This is a genomic window from Salinibacterium sp. G-O1 (genome assembly GCF_030063305.1).
Taxonomy (GTDB): Bacteria; Actinomycetota; Actinomycetes; order Actinomycetales; family Microbacteriaceae; genus Rhodoglobus.
In genome coordinates this window covers 1,256,860-1,274,608 of the sequence record NZ_JASISV010000001.1, presented here as the reverse complement: position 1 = coordinate 1,274,608, position 17,749 = coordinate 1,256,860, and the positions used below count along the sequence as shown (strand labels likewise).

The window sequence follows — 17,749 nt, the reverse complement described above, 5'->3', positions numbered from 1 at the left end:
TCCTTACAAAATTTCGTATCCGGCACTCGGCCGGGAGTGCCGGATACGAAGCGCTTGATCTATCACTGCTTGTTGAGGCTGGGTAACCGTGTTAGAAGATCTATTCCGAACATACATTCGAATAGGCACGATATCAAGCACATATTCGAACGTTCCACCGACATTCGTGACGAAACACTAGAACAGGTGTTTGTTTTAGAGCTATCCAGCGGATACAGTTTCGAATGAGCCACCGACATTGGGTCGAGAGGCCGAGGAATGGGGAGATCATGAGCGCCGACATTCGCAGCGGTGGCACACGCAGACGGAAGAGCCTGAGCGACAAGCAGCTCGCCATTCTCGATGTCATCCAGCGCTCAGTCTCCGGCAGGGGTTACCCGCCGAGCATGCGTGAGATCGGCGACGCCGTGGGGCTCTCCTCGCTATCGAGCGTCACCCACCAGCTCAACCAGCTTGAACTGAGCGGATACCTGCGCCGCGACCCCAACCGCCCGCGTGCGATGGAGGTGCTGATCGACCTCCCATCGATCGACGGCGGCGCAGAGGTGCCGCCCGAAAGCACGGTCTCGGTCGGAGACGCCGTGATGGTTCCCCTAGTCGGCCGCATCGCCGCCGGCATCCCGATCACCGCCGAGCAACACATCGACGAGGTCTTCCCGCTCCCCCGCCAGCTCACCGGAAAGGGCGAACTCTTCATGCTGAAGGTCGTGGGTGAGTCGATGATCGATGCGGCCATTTGCGATGGCGACTGGGTTGTCGTTCGCCAGCAGAACACCGCCGAGAATGGCGACATCGTCGCCGCCATGCTCGATGACGAAGCGACGGTGAAGGTGTTCAGGCAGCGAGACGGTCACACCTGGCTGCTGCCCCGTAACTCCAACTTCGAACCGATTCTGGGCGATCATGCCCAGGTGCTCGGCAAAGTCGTCACGGTGCTCCGCTCGGTATAGCAGCTGCGCCGTCGGTGGTGGAGTCTCGGATCATGCGTTGGGGTCCGCTCACCCTCGTCGCGGTCCTGGCGCTGTCCGGATGCTCGGCTGCTGCATCCCAGGATGCCCCGGACGGGCTCTCACTGAGCGTCTACCAGAACAGAACTGACGTCGAAGCCCGAAAGCTGGAGGTCTCGTTTCGGAACGAGACGGGAAGCGCTCTTACCGTTTCGCGGCTTGAGTTGCGGGCCGGGCAGTTCACGGGCGCGGCTATCTGGCCCAAAGACTCGACGACGATTCCGGATGGCGTGACGATGTCGCTTCCCGTTCCGCTTCCCGAGCCTGCGTGTGACTCCACCCCGACGGATGCTGTGGTCGAATTCGACTACACCCTCGCCGACGGGCGCGCCGGTACCGCCATCGCCACACCCGTTGACGAGCTTGAGCGCCTGCCGGGCATCCGTGACGACGACTGCATAGCCGTCTCTGTCGCGTCAGTGGTCTCGGTGCGGCTGGATTCGGCCCCGCGGCTCTCGTCCGTCGCCGGGCGCGCCGTGATCGAGCTCGACCTCGCGCTCACTCCCACCGGGGCGTCCGGTTCGGCGCACCTGACCAGCGCCGCCAGCACGACCCTGCTGGCACCCGTGGATCCGGACGGCGCCGACGCCAGCGAGCTCCCCATCGACCGCACCATCGTCGGCAACGATGCACCATCGACGGTGACCCTGCGCTACGCCCCGAACCGGTGCGACGCGCATGCAATTGCCGAAGATAAACGCGGAACCATCATCCCCATCGCAGCCACAACGTCAGACGGATTCGAGGGTCGGCTGTACGTCAGCGCGCCCGATGATGTGCGTGATGCGCTGTACGACTTCGTTCGCACGGCCTGCGGGTTGCCGACGGGCTAGACACCCGCCTTCGCGCGCGCGGCACGGGTCGCCTCGATGATGTTCTTCAACGACTCCACGGTCTCGTCGTACCCGCGGGTCTTGAGCCCGCAATCGGGGTTGACCCAGACCTGTCGTTCCGGAATCGAGCCGAGCGCGATGTCGATCAGTTCGCTCACCTCGCTCACCGACGGAATGCGAGGGGAATGGATGTCATACACGCCCGGGCCGATTCCCCGACCGAACCCGCTCGACTCGATGTCGGGCACGACCTCCATCCTGGAGCGCGCCGCCTCGATGGACGTCACATCGGCGTCGAGCCTGTTGATCGCATCGATGACAACGCCGAATTCGGAGTAGCAGAGGTGCGTGTGGATCTGGGTGCGGTCGGCGACGCCGGCGGTCGCGAGACGGAATGATCCGACCGACCAATCCAGATAGTCCTCGTGATCTTTCTTCTTCAGCGGAAGCAGCTCGCGGAGTGCCGGCTCGTCGACCTGGATGATTCCGATGCCGGCATTCTCGAGGTCGTCGATCTCATCGCGCAAGGCAAGCGCCACCTGGTTCGCGGTGTCCCTGAGCGGCTGGTCATCCCGAACGAAAGACCAGGCAAGGATCGTGACCGGGCCAGTGAGCATGCCTTTGACCGGCTTCTGCGTCAACGACTGGGTGTAGGCCGACCATTCGACGGTGATCGGAGCGGGTCGGGAGACATCGCCCCACAGGATCGACGGACGCGTACAGCGGGAACCGTACGACTGCACCCACCCGTTCTGGGTGACCGCGAAGCCGTCGAGGTTCTCGGCAAAATACTGCACCATGTCATTTCGCTCGGGCTCGCCGTGCACAAGCACATCGAGACCGATCTCTTCCTGCAGGTCGACGACGCGCTTAATCTCGTCGCGCATGGCCTGCTTGTAGCCGTCCTCTGACAGACGCCCAGCGACGAGTGCGGCCCGCTGCCTGCGGATGTCGCCGGTCTGCGGGAACGACCCGATCGTCGTCGTCGGCAGGAAGGGCAAGTCGAGGGCAGCATCCTGCGCTGCGAGTCGCTGGTCGTAGTCACCCCGCGAGAAGTCGGCAGCGGTGAGGCCGGCTACGCGCGTTCGCACCGCTGCGTCTCGCACACCCTCGGCGTGCTGGCGATCGATGAGAGCGGTGGATGCGGCATCCAGTTCCGCCTGAATCGCACCCTTGCCGTCGACGAGCCCCTTGGCGAGGGTGGCTACCTGGGCCACTTTCTGGTCGGCGAACGCCAGCCACGACTTCAGCTGGTCAGACAGCAACGGTTCGTCTGTGACGTCATGCGGAGTGTGGAAGAGGCTGGTTGAGCTGGAGACCGCGACGTTCGGCGAAAGCGCACGCAGCGCTTCGAGTGACGCCAACCCCGCCTCGAGGTTTCCTCGCCAGATATTGTGTCCATCGACGACCCCGCCGACCAGGACCTTGTCTGTTGTCACGCCGCTCGGCAGGTCACCCTTCACCAGGTCGATGCCGATCGCCTCCACCGGGGTGCCGATCAGCACCGGGAGGGCGTCGTCAAGGGAGCCGTACGGTGCCGAGACGAAGATGCTCGGCCGCACTGCAGCATTACCGAGAAGGTCATAGGCGCGCTGGGTTGCCGCGAGAACGACAGCGCGGTCGACCTCGATGCTCTCGCTGACGAGAGCTGGCTCGTCGAGCTGAACCCATTCGGCGCCGACGGCCGTCAGGGCCGCGAGGAGCTCCGCGTACACCGGGATCAGGTCGTCGAGGCGGTCCAGCGGCTGGTAGCCCTCCGGGGCTTCCTCCGACGCCTTGCTGAGCAGCAGAAGGGTGACCGGTCCGACGATGACAGGACGGGTGCGGAAGCCGCTGGCCGTCGCCTCGGCGACCTCACGAAGCAGCCTGTCCGAGGCGAGGTGCAGGGTCGTCTCGGGCCCAATTTCCGGCACGAGGTAGTGGTAGTTGGTATCGAACCACTTTGTCATTTCGGCGGGGGTATCGCCGCCCTCACCGCGAGCGATGGTGAAGTATCCCGCGAGGTCGATCGAACCGTCATCGGCCACCAGTCGCTGGAATCTCGTGGGGATCGCACCAACCGTGACCGCGGCGTCGAGCACCTGGTCATAGAACGAGAAGGCCTCGGGAATCGATGAGTCTGTGCGGCCGAGGCCGAGGGCGAGCAACCGTTCGCGGGTCACCCTGCGCAGGTCGGCCGCGGTCGCCTCCAGCTCTGCTGCCGAGGTCGTGCCGGCCCAGAATGATTCGACCGCTTTCTTCAGTTCGCGGCGACGGCCAATTCTCGGGTACCCGAGAATCGTGCCGGTGGGGAATGCGGGTGATTTCGTCATGCTGACTCTTTCTGTCGATCGAGCAGCCCTGCTCCGCGGAGAACCGCGAGCACTGGCTCGTGCTGGTTAAAGGTGTACAAGTGCAATCCGCTCGCCCCGCCCGCAAGCACTTCGCTGCCGAGCGCGATTGCGTGATCGATGCCGATGCGACGTTGTGCGGCCTCGTCCGGCGCCGCCGCGAGCTCGCGCTCGAGGGCGACGGGCGTTGACTCTCCGGTGAGCTCAAGAATCCGGGCCAGGCGCTGCGAACTGAGAACCGGCATGATGCCGGGCAGGATGCGCATCGTCACGCCCGCCTCCCGTGCCTTTTCGACGAAGCCGAGATACTCATCGGCATGGAAGAAGAGCTGAGTGATGGCGAGGTTCGCTCCGGCCGCTTCCTTCGCGAGAAGGGTGTCGAGATCCTGCGACACCGAACGTGAGCGCGGATGCCCGTTCGGGAAGGCGGCGACCGCGATCGTCACCTTGCTTCCGCTGGCAATCCGCTTGGCGTCGGGGAATCCCGGGACCTCGTGGAATGCGAACTGCTCGCGTTCGGCCTGGACACGGTGGATGAGCTGGACGAGTTCTCCGGCGCTGCCCAGGTCACCGAGAAAAGCGTCGGTCTCGAGGGCGCCCTCGGGGGGATCTCCTCGCAGGGCAAGAAAGCTGGTGACCCCGGCGTCGAGGAATTCGCGGATCAGCTGGCTTGCCTGAGAGTAGGACGATCCGACACAGGTCAGGTGCGCCATCGCCTGCACGCTGGTGCCGGCCAGGATGCGCCCCAGGACGCTGAGGGACGGCTCGCGCGAGCTGCCATTCGCGCCGTACGTGACCGAAATGAATTCGGGGTTTGCTGCAACAAGGTGAGCGAGCGAAGCGTAGAGGGAAGCCTCAGCCCGCTCCGAACGCGGCGGGTACAGCTCAAAGGAGAACGTGGTCACCAGATCCCCTTCGGTCAGTTTCTCCGAGTGGGCGGGTGCCGGGCTCGGCTGTCGCTCATGTCAGGCGCGGTGCCCGAACATCATCAAGTCTAGGCAGGGTCGCCGCGGCGTGACTTTCTGTTACGCCGAACGACCTACCTCACGAACTCCTGCAGCTCGGCCACTCTGGCGGGGTGCACCATCGCCTTCACCTCGGTGCCGTCTTCCTTGTAGTCCGTCGAGATGACCCGACCCTGCACGTGCAGCCGCGAGATCACGTCGCCGCGGTCGTACGGCACCAGCATCGAGAGTTCGACTTCGGGGGCCGGGAGCAACTCAGCGATGCGGGCAAGCAGCTCGTCAACGCCCTCACCCGTTCGTGCCGACACGAAGATCCCGCTCGGCTCGAGAGCCCTGATGAGCATTCTCTGGTCATCATCAGCGAGGTCGCTCTTGTTGAAAACCACAATCTCGGGGAGATCACGAGCGCCCACGTCGCCGATCACATTGCGGACGGTGGCGAGTTGTGCGCCGGGGTCGGGATGGGAGGCATCCACGACGTGCACGATGACGTCAGACTGGCCGACCTCCTCGAGGGTGGAGCGGAATGCTTCGACCAGTTGCGGAGGCAGGTTGCGCACGAATCCGACGGTGTCGCTCAGCGTGTACAGGCGACCATCTTCGGTGGTCGACTTTCGCACGGTCGCGTCGAGGGTGGCGAACAGGGCGTTCTCGACGAGCACACCGGCTCGGGTGATCCTGTTCAGCAGGCTCGACTTGCCGGCGTTGGTGTACCCGGTGATGGCAACGCTCGGCACCTCGAAACGGTTTCGGTTCGCGCGCTTGGCCTCTCGCGCCGGCGCGAAGCCCTTGATCTGCTTTCGCAGCCGCGACATCCGGGTGTGGATGCGGCGACGGTCGAGCTCGATCTTGGTCTCACCCGGTCCGCGGCTGCCCATTCCTGCCCCGGCGCCACCCACCTGGCCACCGGCCTGGCGTGACATCGACTCACCCCAACCACGCAGGCGAGGGAGCAGATATTCGAGCTGAGCCAGTTCGACCTGGGCCTTACCTTCACGGCTGCTGGCATGCTGGCTGAAAATGTCGAGGATGACCGCGGTACGGTCGATCACCTTCACCCCCACGATGTCCTCGAGCGCGCGGCGCTGGCTCGGCGCCAACTCCGTGTCGGCAATCACGGTGTCTGCACCGGTTGCTGCGACGACACCGCGAAGCTCCTGCGCCTTGCCCTTGCCGAAGAAGGTGCTGGGATCGGGGTTGGCACGCTTCTGCAGCAGCCCGTCGAGCACGACCGCACCCGCGGTCTCCGCCAGCGCAAACAGCTCGCGCAGCGAGTTCTCGGCCTCCTGCAGGTTGCCCTGGTTGTAGATGCCGATGAGCACCACGTTCTCGATGCGCAGCTGCCGATACTCGACCTCCGTCACATCCTGAAGCTCGGTCGACAGTCCAGCGACGCGACGCAGCGACTGGCGGTCTTCGCGATCGAACTGGTCGCCGTCGCGGTCGCCCTCATAGTGGTTGTCGGTCTGCAGCGCCTGGGCGTTGCCAGAACCGAACAGGGTGTACCCGGCGGATCGCGCGCTGTCGGTGGCGAGCACACGCTCGACCGCGTCGGCGCCGGTGCCGGAGGTCTGGTCTGTGATGGATTCAGTCATTGGGTTAACCCTACTTTCGTAGTCTTCGGTAAGTTTCTCTGCATGACCAGTGAGCATTATTTCTCCTCGACCCCGGGGAGTGAGCTCAAAACCCGCACGATTCACGCGCGGCTGGGTGGTCGGGATGTCGAGCTGACCACGGCCAATGGCGTGTTCAGCCCCGAGCGTATTGACGTGGGGACGCAGGTTCTGCTGTCGAGCGTGCCCGCTCCGCCTCCCGGCGGGAACCTGCTGGATCTTGGCTGCGGCTGGGGGCCCGTAGCCCTCACACTCGCGCTTGAATCACCTCATGCGACCGTGTGGGCTGTGGACGTCAACGAGCGCGCACTGGATCTGGTGCGGGCGAACGCCGAAAAATTGTCCATACCGAACATTAAAGCAGCAACGCCTGAGAATGTTCCCGACGATGTGACCTTCACGACGATTTGGTCGAATCCGCCGATCCGGGTCGGCAAACACGAACTGCATGGGATGCTCGAGAAGTGGCTGCCACGCCTCGACAGCGACTGCGACGCCTGGTTGGTCGTTCAGCGCAATCTGGGGTCCGACTCACTTCACCGCTGGCTGCAGGCGACCTTCCCGGACGACTTCAGTTTCGTTCGGGCCGCGACCAACAAGGGATACCGAGTGCTGCGGGCGCGCCGGCGCTGAGCGTCAGACCTCGAGCTCACCCACAAAAACCATCTCGGCTGGCCCGCTGAGCGACACGTGTTCGCCGTCTTCCGTGGGGAACATCCGCACGCCAACGGTGCCTCCAGCGACGTCCACTCGCCACTGGTTGGGAGCACCGGCACCTGCCCAGTGGCGCGTTGCGAGAGCCGCCGCGACCGCGCCAGTGCCGCAGGAGAGGGTCTCGCCGCTGCCGCGCTCGTGCACGCGCATCCTGATGTGACCAACGCCGTCTTTGACCATGGGTTCTGCCGCGACGACGAATTCAACGTTCGCGCCGAGCGGCTGTTCCGGCTCGATCACCGGAATGTAGGTGAGGTCAGCGCTCTCGAGCTCGTCGATGCTCGCCAGCGCGACCACAACGTGCGGGTTACCGACGTTGATTCCGAGGCCGGGGCGCGCGACGGGAAGCTCTTTCGCTCGCACCAGGGGCTCGCCGCCGTCCAGGCGCCAACGCCCAAGATCTGCCTGGAATCCTGTCGCATTGCGCTGCACATCGCGAACACCGCTCCTGGTGCCAATCGGCAGGGTGTCCCCCGGTTCGAGTGTGGCCAGGCCGTTGTCAATGAGGAACCGGCTGAAAACGCGGATGCCGTTGCCACACATCTCGGCGACGGAGCCGTCGGCGTTGCGGTAATCCATGAACCACTCGGCGGCGGGATCCTCGGCGAGAGCGGCCTCCCCCTCCGGCAGGTTCCGAGACAGCACTGCCCGAAGGATGCCATCCGCCCCCACCCCGAAATGCCGGTCGCAAATCGCGGCGACCTGGTCGTCGGTGAGGTTGAGGGAGCCATCGGCGTCGGCGAACAGCACAAAATCGTTGCCGGTGCCGTGACCTTTGGTGAAATGCAGAGTTGCCATGTCCTAATTGTGACCCATCGCGAGCGACAGCGCCGTCGAGTGCCGAGACGGATCGTCGTACTCCAGCCAGTGAGCGGTGGCGTAACGCCGGAACCAGCTGACCTGCCGACGCGCGTACCGTCGGGTGAGTGACGCGGTCTGCTCGATGGCCTCCGCCTGGGATATCTCGTCATCCAGCTGAGCGAGAGCCTGGGCGTAGCCGATCGCGCGAGCGGCAGTGACCCCCAGCCCCGCCGTCCTGAGCGTTGCAGCCTCGTCGAGGATCCCGTCGGCCCACATCGCCTCAACCCGCGCGTCGAGGCGAGACACGAGCTCGTCGCGAGGGGCACGCAGCGCAAGGATTGTCGCATCTCTCCACGGCACGGCATCCTCGGGAAGACCGGACCCGAACGGCTGCCCGGTCATCTCGATTACCTCCAGGGCCCGCACGATCCGGCGTCCGTTGTGTGGTCCGATCGCCAACGCGGCGCCTGCATCTTGTTCCTTGAGACGGGCGTGCAACAGTCCAGGCCCCACCGCGAGCAGTTCGGCCTCGAGGCGATCCCGGATGACGGGGTCGGTGCCGGGAAACCGGAAGTCCTGGATCACGCTGGAGACATACAGGCCAGAGCCCCCCACCAGGATCGGCACGGCTCCTCGAGATTCGATCTGCTCGATCCGGGCGCGCGCCTCAGTCTGATAGTCCGCAACGCTCGCCTCCTCCGTGGGGTCGAGCACATCGAGCATGTGATGCGGGATGCCGCGGCGTTCGGTCGCGCCCAGCTTCGCTGTGCCGATGTCCATTCCCCGGTAGAGCTGCATGGCGTCGGCGTTGACGATCTCGGCGGTCTGACCGAGTGCGGCGAGGCCAGTCGCGAACTCTAACGAGAGTTCGGACTTGCCCGTGCCCGTCGCACCGACGATGACAACGAGCCGTGGCACGTTCTAGCGCAACCCGTCTGCAGCGTCGTAGATCCGGCCGGAGTCGAGGGCAGACGGACCAACTCGCAGCGACGGGATACCCAGGGAGACCCGTGCCGGCTCGGCCGCCGACGATGCCGTGGGCACCGCGCATGACGCCGCTTCTGCGCGGTCCCACGCGTCGCCCGCGGTGGTGCGGCGAACGATCAGGGGCGCGCCATCGATCGAGTCGGCGACGAGGTGGAACGTTGATGCCTGCGTGATCTCGACAGAGACCACGTCGCCGGGGCGCGGAACTGAGCTGCCAGCCGGAACATCGAAATGTACGAGTCTGGAGTCTTCGCTCCTGCCAGACAGCCGGTGGGTCTCGCTCTGCTTTCGACCTTCGATGGCGGTAACCAGAACGTCGACGCGTCGGCCGACCTGTTTCTGGTTCTCTTCGCGGCTGATGTGGTCCTGCAGCGCGGCGAGCCGCTCGAAGCGTTCCTGCACGACAGCCTTGGGAACCTGGTCTGCCATCGTCGCCGCGGGGGTTCCCTCACGGATCGAGTACTGGAACGTGTAGGCCGACGCGAAACGCGCGAGCTCGACCACGCGCATGGTCTCCAGGAAGTCTTCTTCGGTCTCGCCGGGGAATCCGACGATGATGTCGGTGCTGATCGCCGCGTTCGGAATCTTCGCTCGTACCCTGTCGAGGATCCCGAGGAACTTCTCAGACCGGTACGAGCGACGCATCGCCTTCAGGATCCTGTCGGAGCCGGACTGCAGCGGCATATGAAGCTGGGGCATGACCGTGGGCGTTTCGGCCATGGCGTCGATGACATCGTCGGTGAAGGCAGCAGGGTGCGGGCTGGTGAAGCGGATGCGCTCAAGACCCTCGATGCGTCCGGCCGCACGCAGCAGCTTTCCGAATGCTTCGCGATCGCCGAATTCGACTCCGTAGGAATTGACGTTCTGGCCGAGCAGGGTGACCTCGATCGCGCCGTCATCGACGATGGCCTGGATCTCGGCGAGCACGTCGCCGGGCCTGCGGTCTTTCTCCTTGCCGCGAAGGGCGGGAACTATGCAGAAAGTGCAGGTGTTGTTGCACCCGACCGAGATGGACACCCAGGCGCTGTGCGTGGATTCTCGACGCGTGGGCAGAGTGGACGGGAAAACCTCGAGCGACTCGAGGATCTCGAGCTGAGCCTCGCCGTTGTGGCGTGCGCGCTCCAACAGCGCGGGCAGGGAGCCCATGTTGTGCGTGCCGAAAACGACGTCGACCCATGGCGCCTTTTCCAGGATTGTCGCCCTGTCTTTCTGGGCGAGACACCCGCCGACCGCGATCTGCATTCCTTCGTGCTCGCGCTTGATCCGCGCAAGCATGCCGAGGTTGCCGTAGAGCTTGTTGTCCGCATTCTCGCGAACCGCGCAGGTATTGATGACGACGATGTCGGCGTTACCGTCGGTGGAGCGGGCGTAGCCAGCCGCATCGAGCGAACCACTCAGCCGCTCAGAGTCATGCACGTTCATCTGGCAGCCGTACGTGCGCACCTCATAGGTGCGGGGTGCAAGTGCCTGCTCAGTCATGTGCTCAATCTTAAGCCTGCCGCTGGAGCGCCCTCGACGAAGCGGCTCGGACGCCGTGCGCCAGGTCAGCGGAAGCTGGGACCGGTCGGCGCCAGCGCCTGCTGAACAGCTTTGGACACGACAGCACCCGAATAGCCCCTGCGCATCAGGAAGTCACCCAGTCGCCGCTTCGCAGTCGCAGCGTCAAGGGAGCGCAACTGGCCGGCGCGTTTCATCGCTATCGCCATGGCGCGATCGAGTTCGTCATCGTCGTCGAGCACAGCGAGAGCCGTCTCGATAGCAACCTGATCGATGTTGCGCCGACGCAGTTCCGCGGTGAGAGCCGAGCGTCCCAGCCCCTTCCGCGTCTGCAGTGTGCGGATCAGGGTCTCAGCGAGAGCGAGATCATCGAGCAGGGCTACGCTTTCGAGCCTGTCGATTTCGACGTCGACCTCAGTCGTCTCGAATTCGCGCCCGAGCAGGTAGTCGCGCATCTCACGGGAGGACATTCCGCGACGAGCCAGCGCGTACATGCTGACGTTGCTAATCCTGTCGAATGACCCCTTCGTCGTGCCGGAGCCGTCCTGAGACTTTCGGGAAGAAGCCGGCTTTTCGGAAGCGCGTGACGCGCGTGAAGCGGGGCGCGACTCCGCAAGATCGCCCGCGTCACCCTCGCTCAAGTCGACGAACCGTGGCCCCGACGGCGTTTCGGAGTCGGCGCCGTTTTGCTCTGCCGTGGACGGCGAGTGAATCTCTGGGCTCTCGTCACTCTCGGGCACCGGTGTGGCGCCGAACAGATAGGTGACAGGGGCGATTCGCTCGCCGTCGACGGCACTCATTGCTATCCACCTACAGCCATCTTGAGCTTCGCCGCAGAAGCCTTGGTGGTTGCGGCGGGTGCAACAGCCATGACCGGTCCGGAGCCCTTGGCCGCAGCCTTGGACTCAGCCGCCTCAGCGGCGACGGCGGCGTCGATGATGGCCTTCGCTTCTTTGGCCTGTTGCGCCTTGGCCTCAGCACCAACGCCGAGCTTGACCATGATGCGCTGCTCGATTTCTTTCGCAATTTTCGGATTTTCGAGCAGGAACTTACGAGAATTCTCTTTGCCCTGGCCGAGCTGATCACCCTCATAGGTGTACCAGGCTCCCGACTTGCGTACGATCTCGTGCTCGACTCCGAAGTCGATCAGGCTGCCCTCTCGCGAGATTCCGATGCCGTAGAGAATGTCGAACTCGGCCTGCTTGAACGGCGGAGCCATCTTGTTCTTGACGACCTTGACACGAGTTCGGTTACCGACGGCGTCTGTGCCGTCTTTCAGGGTTTCGATGCGACGGATGTCGAGCCGAACCGAAGCGTAGAACTTGAGTGCCTTACCGCCGGCGGTGGTCTCGGGGCTGCCGAAGAACACACCGATCTTTTCGCGCAGCTGGTTGATGAAGATCATGGTGGTGTTCGTCTGGCTGAGCCCACCGGTCAGCTTGCGAAGAGCCTGCGACATCAGTCGAGCCTGAAGACCGACGTGGGTGTCACCCATCTCGCCCTCGATTTCGGCGCGAGGAACGAGAGCTGCAACGGAGTCGATCACGATGAGGTCGATGGATCCTGAGCGCACCAGCATGTCCGCAATCTCCAGCGCCTGCTCACCGGTGTCAGGCTGGGAGACGAGCAGCGAATCGATGTCGACACCGAGCTTCGCCGCGTACTCGGGGTCGAGTGCGTGCTCAGCGTCGATGAAGGCGGCAATGCCTCCCGCCTTCTGGGCGTTTGCGATGGCGTGAAGAGTGAGCGTCGTCTTACCGGACGACTCCGGGCCGTAGATCTCGACGATGCGGCCCCGGGGAAGTCCACCTATGCCGAGCGCGACATCCAACGCAATGGATCCGGTGGGGATCACCTCGACGGGAGCCCTGTCGTCGCTGCCCAGTCGCATGACCGAGCCTTTTCCGAACTGGCGATCGATCTGCGCAAGCGCGGTTTCGAGTGATTTTTCGCGATCTGCTGCTGATGGCATTGAGGTCTCCCTGCGTGGTTAGAACTGCTGTTGGTGGCTGCCCATAGGCTGTCGTTTTGCTGAAGCCCGATGAAGCAAGGGCCGCAGCCTCCCGACAAAGGCTGGTGTCTCAGGTCGAAACAACTGTTCGTCACGCTACGCTCGCCGACCGACATTTGTTGTGCTGGTAGAAACGCATGTGAATAACACCCGTCTTCGACAAGACGTTATGGAGGAGACTAGCAAGATACGAACACATGTTCGATAGAGCGATGCGGCGTGTTGCGACTATTTCCTGGGCTCGCGCTGGCCGACACCATGCCAGCGGGCGGGCGGAACATCCATCGCCCTGCACAGGGCGAGCCAGATCTCCCTGGTGTTAGTACCGGCCTTGATCGCCTGCTCGGCCGTGAGGCTGCCTACCTCACCCAGCACGAGATCATGCGTGAGAATGCGCCCATAGGCATCGCCGAATTCGTCGGCAACCGCCAGCCAGAACTCGCTGAGCCTCACCGAACACCTCCTGGAATCACAAACAGCACCCGGACAAAACTATCTGGCACACAAGAATGCCCCGACCTCACGGCCGGGGCATTCACTCAAGATTGTTATAGAGCGATCATCGTGAAACGAGATCGGCATCGAACTCTGCAACCAGATCGTCCGGAAGGGTATCCGGGATCGGGTTGAGTCCTTCGATGATGGCCAGTCGATCGCCCACTTCGCGCATAATGACGGAAATGGGGGTTTCGAGGGCCTCTGCTACCGAAGCGAGGATCTCTGAGCTGGCCTCTTTCTGACCTCGCTCCACCTCACTCAGGTAACCAAGTGCAACGCTCGCCTTGCTCGCGACCTGACGAAGAGTACGGCCCTTCTGCAGACGGAAGTCACGGAGAACGTCACCGATTTCTTGACGAACCAGAACCATTAGACCCTCCTTCTTCTGACTGATCGTGTGGCTAGCTTATTGCTACTCTAACCATTCGTATCTGTGCGGTGCTTGTGAATTCTGTTGTTGTAACGAGATTGAAACGAGGAGTATTCCCACGATTACGTGAGAAGCGCTTCCAGCTCCACTAGTGATTCGTAGACGACAGCCAACCGGATGGCTTCCCGGCTTCCCGAAAGTTGCAGATGCTTCGTTCGAACCTCGGAGCCGATCGCAAAACCCAGGTAGACCGCGCCGACCGGCTGGCCATCCTGTGGGTCGGGACCGGCGACTCCCGTCGTCGCGAGACCGATGTAGGCGGGCCGGCCCGCGACGGCAAGATGATGGCGAACGCCCACAGCCATTTGTGCCGCGACGTCGGGATGAACGGGGCCATGCAGAGCAAGCACCTCGGGGTTGACGCCGAGCAGCGTGTGCTTCAGCTCGGTGTTGTAGGCCACCACTCCCCCAGACACGACGGCCGAAGCGCCCGGGGTGCGAATTAGTTCGGCCACGAGCAAACCGCCGGTCAGCGACTCGGCGACAGCGATGGTGTAGTGCCGCGCAATGAGCAACTCCATGATCCGCGCACTGAGGAGCGCAACATCCTGAGCATGGGACGCGGTCATGATCGAGCGTTGGGCAACTTACTGTGGCGTCGCGCCTGCCAGAGGTACTCGAAGCCCGTGTACAGCGTGAGCGCGATAGCGCCGCCCATCACCACCCAGCTCAGCCAGCCAGCCCACGCGCCAAGGAAGGTCCATGGCGCGACGAGGAAGAGGGCAATGGCCACGGCCTGCACGACGGTCTTGAGCTTGCCGCCCCGCGACGCCGGGATGATCACCTTCGAGAGCACAGCGAAGCGGAAGATAGTGATACCGAATTCGCGGACCAGCACCGCCACGGTGATCCACCACGGCAACTCGCCAAGGATCGAGAGCGCGACGATCGCTCCCCCGATGAGAATTTTGTCCGCGATCGGATCGAGGATGATGCCGAGCGGTGTGACCAGATTGCGACCTCGCGCAAGGTGACCGTCCACAGTGTCCGTGACGATAGCAAACACGAACAGCGCGGCCGCCAGATAGCGTACGACTCCGTATTGGCCGTCATCGGCCAGCAGCATCCAGATGAACAGCGGAGCGAGCAGAATGCGGACCACCGTCACGATGTTCGCGATGTTGGCGATGCTCGCGGGGCTCTCGCCCCTGCTCACTTTGCGGCCAGCAAAGAAACCACTCGATGGGGCCTGAGGCAGGTCAGTCACGTGTGGATCACTCTCGATCGGTCAGGCTCCAGGCATCCTCATCGGAATCGCCACTGATTTCATCGTACCCGGCCAGAGAATCGACAACCGCGTCGGTCGGGGGCGCGGACGGTGACACGTCGGGTCGGGCAGACGGTGAGCCGGTCGGCCCGTCATCGCCGCGCAGCCGCGCAAGGACGCTCGGAAGCTGCTCGGCCGTCACGAGGACGTCCCGCGCTTTAGACCCCTCGGAGGGACCGACAATCTCGCGCGATTCGAGCAGGTCCATGAGCCTGCCCGCCTTCGCGAATCCGACCCTGAGCTTTCGCTGCAGCATCGAGGTCGAGCCGAACTGCGTGCTGACAATGAGCTCGGTCGCCGCGAGAAGCAGCTCGAGGTCATCGCCGATATCGGCGTCGATGTTCTTCTTCTCGACCGACACCGCGACGTCTTCGCGATATTCGGGCCTGGCCTGCGCGATGACATGCTGCACCACCGCAGCGACTTCCGACTCTGTGACCCAAGCGCCCTGCACCCGAATCGCTTTCGACGTGCCCATGGGCAGGAAGAGCGCATCACCCTGGCCGATGAGCTTGTCGGCGCCGGGCTGATCGAGGATGACGCGACTGTCGGTCATGCTCGACACCGCGAAGGCGAGCCGCGACGGCACGTTCGCCTTGATGAGTCCCGTGACGACGTCGACCGACGGTCGTTGCGTGGCGAGCACCAGGTGGATCCCGGATGCCCTCGCCAACTGAGTTATGCGCACGATCGAGTCTTCGACATCCCTCGGCGCAACCATCATGAGGTCGGCAAGCTCATCCACGACCACCAGCAGGTAGGGGTATGGCGAGAGCTTTCGCTCGCTGCCGACCGGCAGCACTATCTCGCCGGCCACGACAGCGCGGTTGAAGTCGTCGATGTGGCGGAAGCCGAACGACGCGAGGTCGTCGTAGCGCATATCCATTTCTTTGACGACCCAGGCGAGCGCTTCTGCGGCTTTCTTGGGGTTGGTGATGATCGGGGTGATGAGGTGCGGCACGCCGGCGTAGATCGACAGCTCGACGCGCTTGGGGTCGATCAGCACCATCCTGACCTCGGCGGGCTTTGCGCGCATCAGAATCGAGGTGATCATCGAGTTGACGAAGCTCGACTTACCGGAGCCGGTGGAACCTGCCACGAGCAGATGGGGCATCTTGGCGAGGTTGGCGACAACGAACCCGCCCTCGACGTCTTTGCCGAGCCCGATGGTCATGGGATGCACACTCTTGGTGCTCGCGCTGGAACGCAGCACGTCGCCCAGGGAGACGATCTCACGATCCTTGTTCGGGATCTCGACGCCGATAGCGCTCTTGCCCGGGATGGGAGAGAGGATGTTGACCTCGTTGCTCGCGACGGCGTAGCTGATGTTTCGAGCCAGCGCCGTCACGCGCTCGACCTTGACGCCGGGCCCGAGCTCCAGTTCGTAGCGCGTCACGGAAGGTCCGCGGCTGAAGCCCGTGACCTTCGCGTCGACCTGGAACTGCTTGAGCACCTCGGTGATCGATGCGACGACCTCATCGTTGGCTGCAGAGCGCGACTTGGGCGGGGTGCCCGGGGTGAGCATCGTGGGAGCGGGCAGCCGGTACGCGGCGGCCGGCCGCTCGGGGGCAGGAGCTGCCGGAGCGGCGGGTGTCTCGTCGTCGAACTCCCCCGCAACGCCCTTCTCGCGCGCTGTGGTGGTGAACCCGGGCAGTCGCTCTGGAACGGGGATGCCGGCGTCGTCATCGCGCAGGCTCGTTGAGCCGGGCTCGACCTCACCGGTAAAGCGTTTGACCGCATCCTCTGCCCTGAGCAGTTCGTCGATGAGGTCCACGCCATCGGCAGCAGCGGTGTGATCGATCACGTCGGTGACCTGGTCGCGTGACACCACGGGGCTGTCGAACGCAGCGGGCTCGTCAGAGTGGCTGGACTTGTTCCTGCGCCACCACGGGATGGAAGCCGGGTCTTCATCGAGGCCCAGGTCGGTCAGCGAACCGAATTGGACGGAGTCATTCTTGGTGGATGTCGACGCAGCACGCTCACTCTCGTCGGGCAGCTGCGCGCCGAAGAGGTACGAATACAGCTCACGCAGTCTCGACCCGATGCGGTTGGGTGGCGTCTTGGTGATGATAAACAGTGAGAGCGCCAGCAGCAGCAGCACCACAGGCGTAGCGAGAGCTGCGGTTCCGAGGCTGAGCAGCGGCTGCGCGAGTATCCAGCCGAGCAGCCCGCCCGCGCGCGCGAGCGCTTCCATGCCGTCGGTCGGCTGCGGCGCACCGCCAAAGATGTGGCACAGGCCGCTGATTGTCACCACGAGCAGGCTCATCCCGATGCCGATGCGGCCGTTGTCGTTGACGCTGGACGGGTGACGGAACAGCCAGATCGCGAACAGCAGCATGATCACCGGAAGGGCGAATGCAACACGGCCGAAGAGGCCACCGAAGGTATAGGCGTCAAGCGCGATCGCGACGGAGTCTGTCGGGTTGAACCACTCGACAACAGCGCCAGCTACCGCCAGCAGGAAGATCAGGAACGGCACTCCATCGCGACGCTCCTCTTTTGCGAGGGTTTCTTTGCCCAACACGCGGAAAGCGCCACCGGTCGCGTGCGCGAGAACGAACCACAGCTTGACCAGGGGGCCTTCCTGCTCGATGACCACCTGCTGCTTCGCGCGCGGGAGTTTTTTGGTTGCCTGGGTGGCGCGCGACGACGCGGGGGTCGTGCGGGCGCGCGACGTCGACCTGGTGCTCGTAGCCATGCCAACACGGTACCCGCGACGACCGTCAGAACCGGGGATGCCCGGGCGCGTGTCAGCGCAGACACCGGGATGCGCGTCACACGCGGCTAACCCCGAGC

Annotated in this window: 16 protein-coding genes; 3 read left to right on the top strand and 13 right to left on the bottom strand. The window is 63.9% G+C overall.

The window, feature by feature from the left end; genetic code table 11:
* Positions 1-269: 269 nt before the first annotated feature.
* Both lexA and QMG83_RS06215 read left to right on the top strand, forming a co-directional pair.
* Complete coding sequence (gene lexA / locus QMG83_RS06220; protein ID WP_283504462.1) at positions 270-950, top strand: transcriptional repressor LexA; 681 nt, start codon at positions 270-272, stop codon at positions 948-950.
* Between the two features lie 32 nt (positions 951-982).
* Positions 983-1,840: a hypothetical protein gene (locus tag QMG83_RS06215; protein WP_283504461.1), complete on the top strand. Its 858-nt coding sequence runs from the start codon at positions 983-985 to the stop codon at positions 1,838-1,840.
* On the opposite strand, the gene metE is transcribed toward QMG83_RS06215, so the two are convergent.
* From metE to hflX, 3 genes are all read right to left on the bottom strand, one after another.
* Positions 1,837-4,152: a 5-methyltetrahydropteroyltriglutamate--homocysteine S-methyltransferase gene (gene metE, locus QMG83_RS06210; RefSeq protein WP_283504460.1), complete on the bottom strand. Its 2,316-nt coding sequence runs from the start codon at positions 4,150-4,152 to the stop codon at positions 1,837-1,839. The genes QMG83_RS06215 and metE overlap by 4 nt on opposite strands.
* Positions 4,149-5,075, bottom strand: a complete 927-nt coding sequence (locus tag QMG83_RS06205) for a methylenetetrahydrofolate reductase (protein WP_283504459.1) — start codon at positions 5,073-5,075, stop codon at positions 4,149-4,151. Before QMG83_RS06205 ends, metE begins: the two co-directional genes overlap by 4 nt.
* A gap of 134 nt (positions 5,076-5,209) precedes the next feature.
* Positions 5,210-6,730 (bottom strand): GTPase HflX, encoded by a 1,521-nt coding sequence (gene hflX, locus QMG83_RS06200; RefSeq protein WP_283504458.1) that lies wholly within the window; start codon positions 6,728-6,730, stop codon positions 5,210-5,212.
* Positions 6,731-6,772: 42 nt separating this feature from the next.
* Between hflX and QMG83_RS06195 the strand changes: the two genes are divergently transcribed.
* Complete coding sequence (locus QMG83_RS06195) at positions 6,773-7,381, top strand: class I SAM-dependent methyltransferase (RefSeq protein ID WP_283504457.1); 609 nt, start codon at positions 6,773-6,775, stop codon at positions 7,379-7,381.
* A gap of 3 nt (positions 7,382-7,384) precedes the next feature.
* Here QMG83_RS06195 and dapF read toward each other — a convergent pair whose 3' ends face one another.
* From dapF to QMG83_RS06145, 10 genes are all read right to left on the bottom strand, one after another.
* On the bottom strand, positions 7,385-8,260 hold the full coding sequence (gene dapF, locus QMG83_RS06190; protein ID WP_283504456.1) for a diaminopimelate epimerase: 876 nt from the start codon (positions 8,258-8,260) through the stop codon (positions 7,385-7,387).
* 3 nt (positions 8,261-8,263) lie between these two features.
* Positions 8,264-9,181: a tRNA (adenosine(37)-N6)-dimethylallyltransferase MiaA gene (miaA, locus tag QMG83_RS06185; RefSeq protein WP_283504455.1), complete on the bottom strand. Its 918-nt coding sequence runs from the start codon at positions 9,179-9,181 to the stop codon at positions 8,264-8,266.
* 3 nt (positions 9,182-9,184) lie between these two features.
* Complete coding sequence (miaB, locus tag QMG83_RS06180; protein WP_283504454.1) at positions 9,185-10,729, bottom strand: tRNA (N6-isopentenyl adenosine(37)-C2)-methylthiotransferase MiaB; 1,545 nt, start codon at positions 10,727-10,729, stop codon at positions 9,185-9,187.
* A gap of 65 nt (positions 10,730-10,794) precedes the next feature.
* Entirely contained in the window at positions 10,795-11,547 is a 753-nt protein-coding gene (locus QMG83_RS06175) for a regulatory protein RecX (RefSeq protein WP_283504453.1), read from the bottom strand.
* 2 nt (positions 11,548-11,549) lie between these two features.
* Positions 11,550-12,719, bottom strand: a complete 1,170-nt coding sequence (gene recA / locus QMG83_RS06170; RefSeq protein WP_283504452.1) for a recombinase RecA — start codon at positions 12,717-12,719, stop codon at positions 11,550-11,552.
* A gap of 267 nt (positions 12,720-12,986) precedes the next feature.
* On the bottom strand, positions 12,987-13,211 hold the full coding sequence (locus QMG83_RS06165) for a DUF3046 domain-containing protein (RefSeq protein ID WP_283504451.1): 225 nt from the start codon (positions 13,209-13,211) through the stop codon (positions 12,987-12,989).
* 106 nt (positions 13,212-13,317) lie between these two features.
* Positions 13,318-13,626, bottom strand: a complete 309-nt coding sequence (locus QMG83_RS06160; protein ID WP_283504450.1) for a helix-turn-helix domain-containing protein — start codon at positions 13,624-13,626, stop codon at positions 13,318-13,320.
* Between the two features lie 122 nt (positions 13,627-13,748).
* Positions 13,749-14,255 (bottom strand): CinA family protein, encoded by a 507-nt coding sequence (locus QMG83_RS06155; protein WP_283504449.1) that lies wholly within the window; start codon positions 14,253-14,255, stop codon positions 13,749-13,751.
* Positions 14,252-14,893 carry a CDP-diacylglycerol--glycerol-3-phosphate 3-phosphatidyltransferase gene (pgsA, locus tag QMG83_RS06150; protein ID WP_283504448.1) on the bottom strand — a complete coding sequence of 214 codons (642 nt, stop codon included), beginning with the start codon at positions 14,891-14,893 and terminating at the stop codon, positions 14,252-14,254. The genes QMG83_RS06155 and pgsA overlap by 4 nt, the downstream gene beginning before the upstream one ends.
* A 7-nt stretch (positions 14,894-14,900) precedes the next feature.
* Entirely contained in the window at positions 14,901-17,651 is a 2,751-nt protein-coding gene (locus QMG83_RS06145; RefSeq protein ID WP_283504447.1) for an FtsK/SpoIIIE family DNA translocase, read from the bottom strand.
* Positions 17,652-17,749 lie beyond the last annotated feature (98 nt).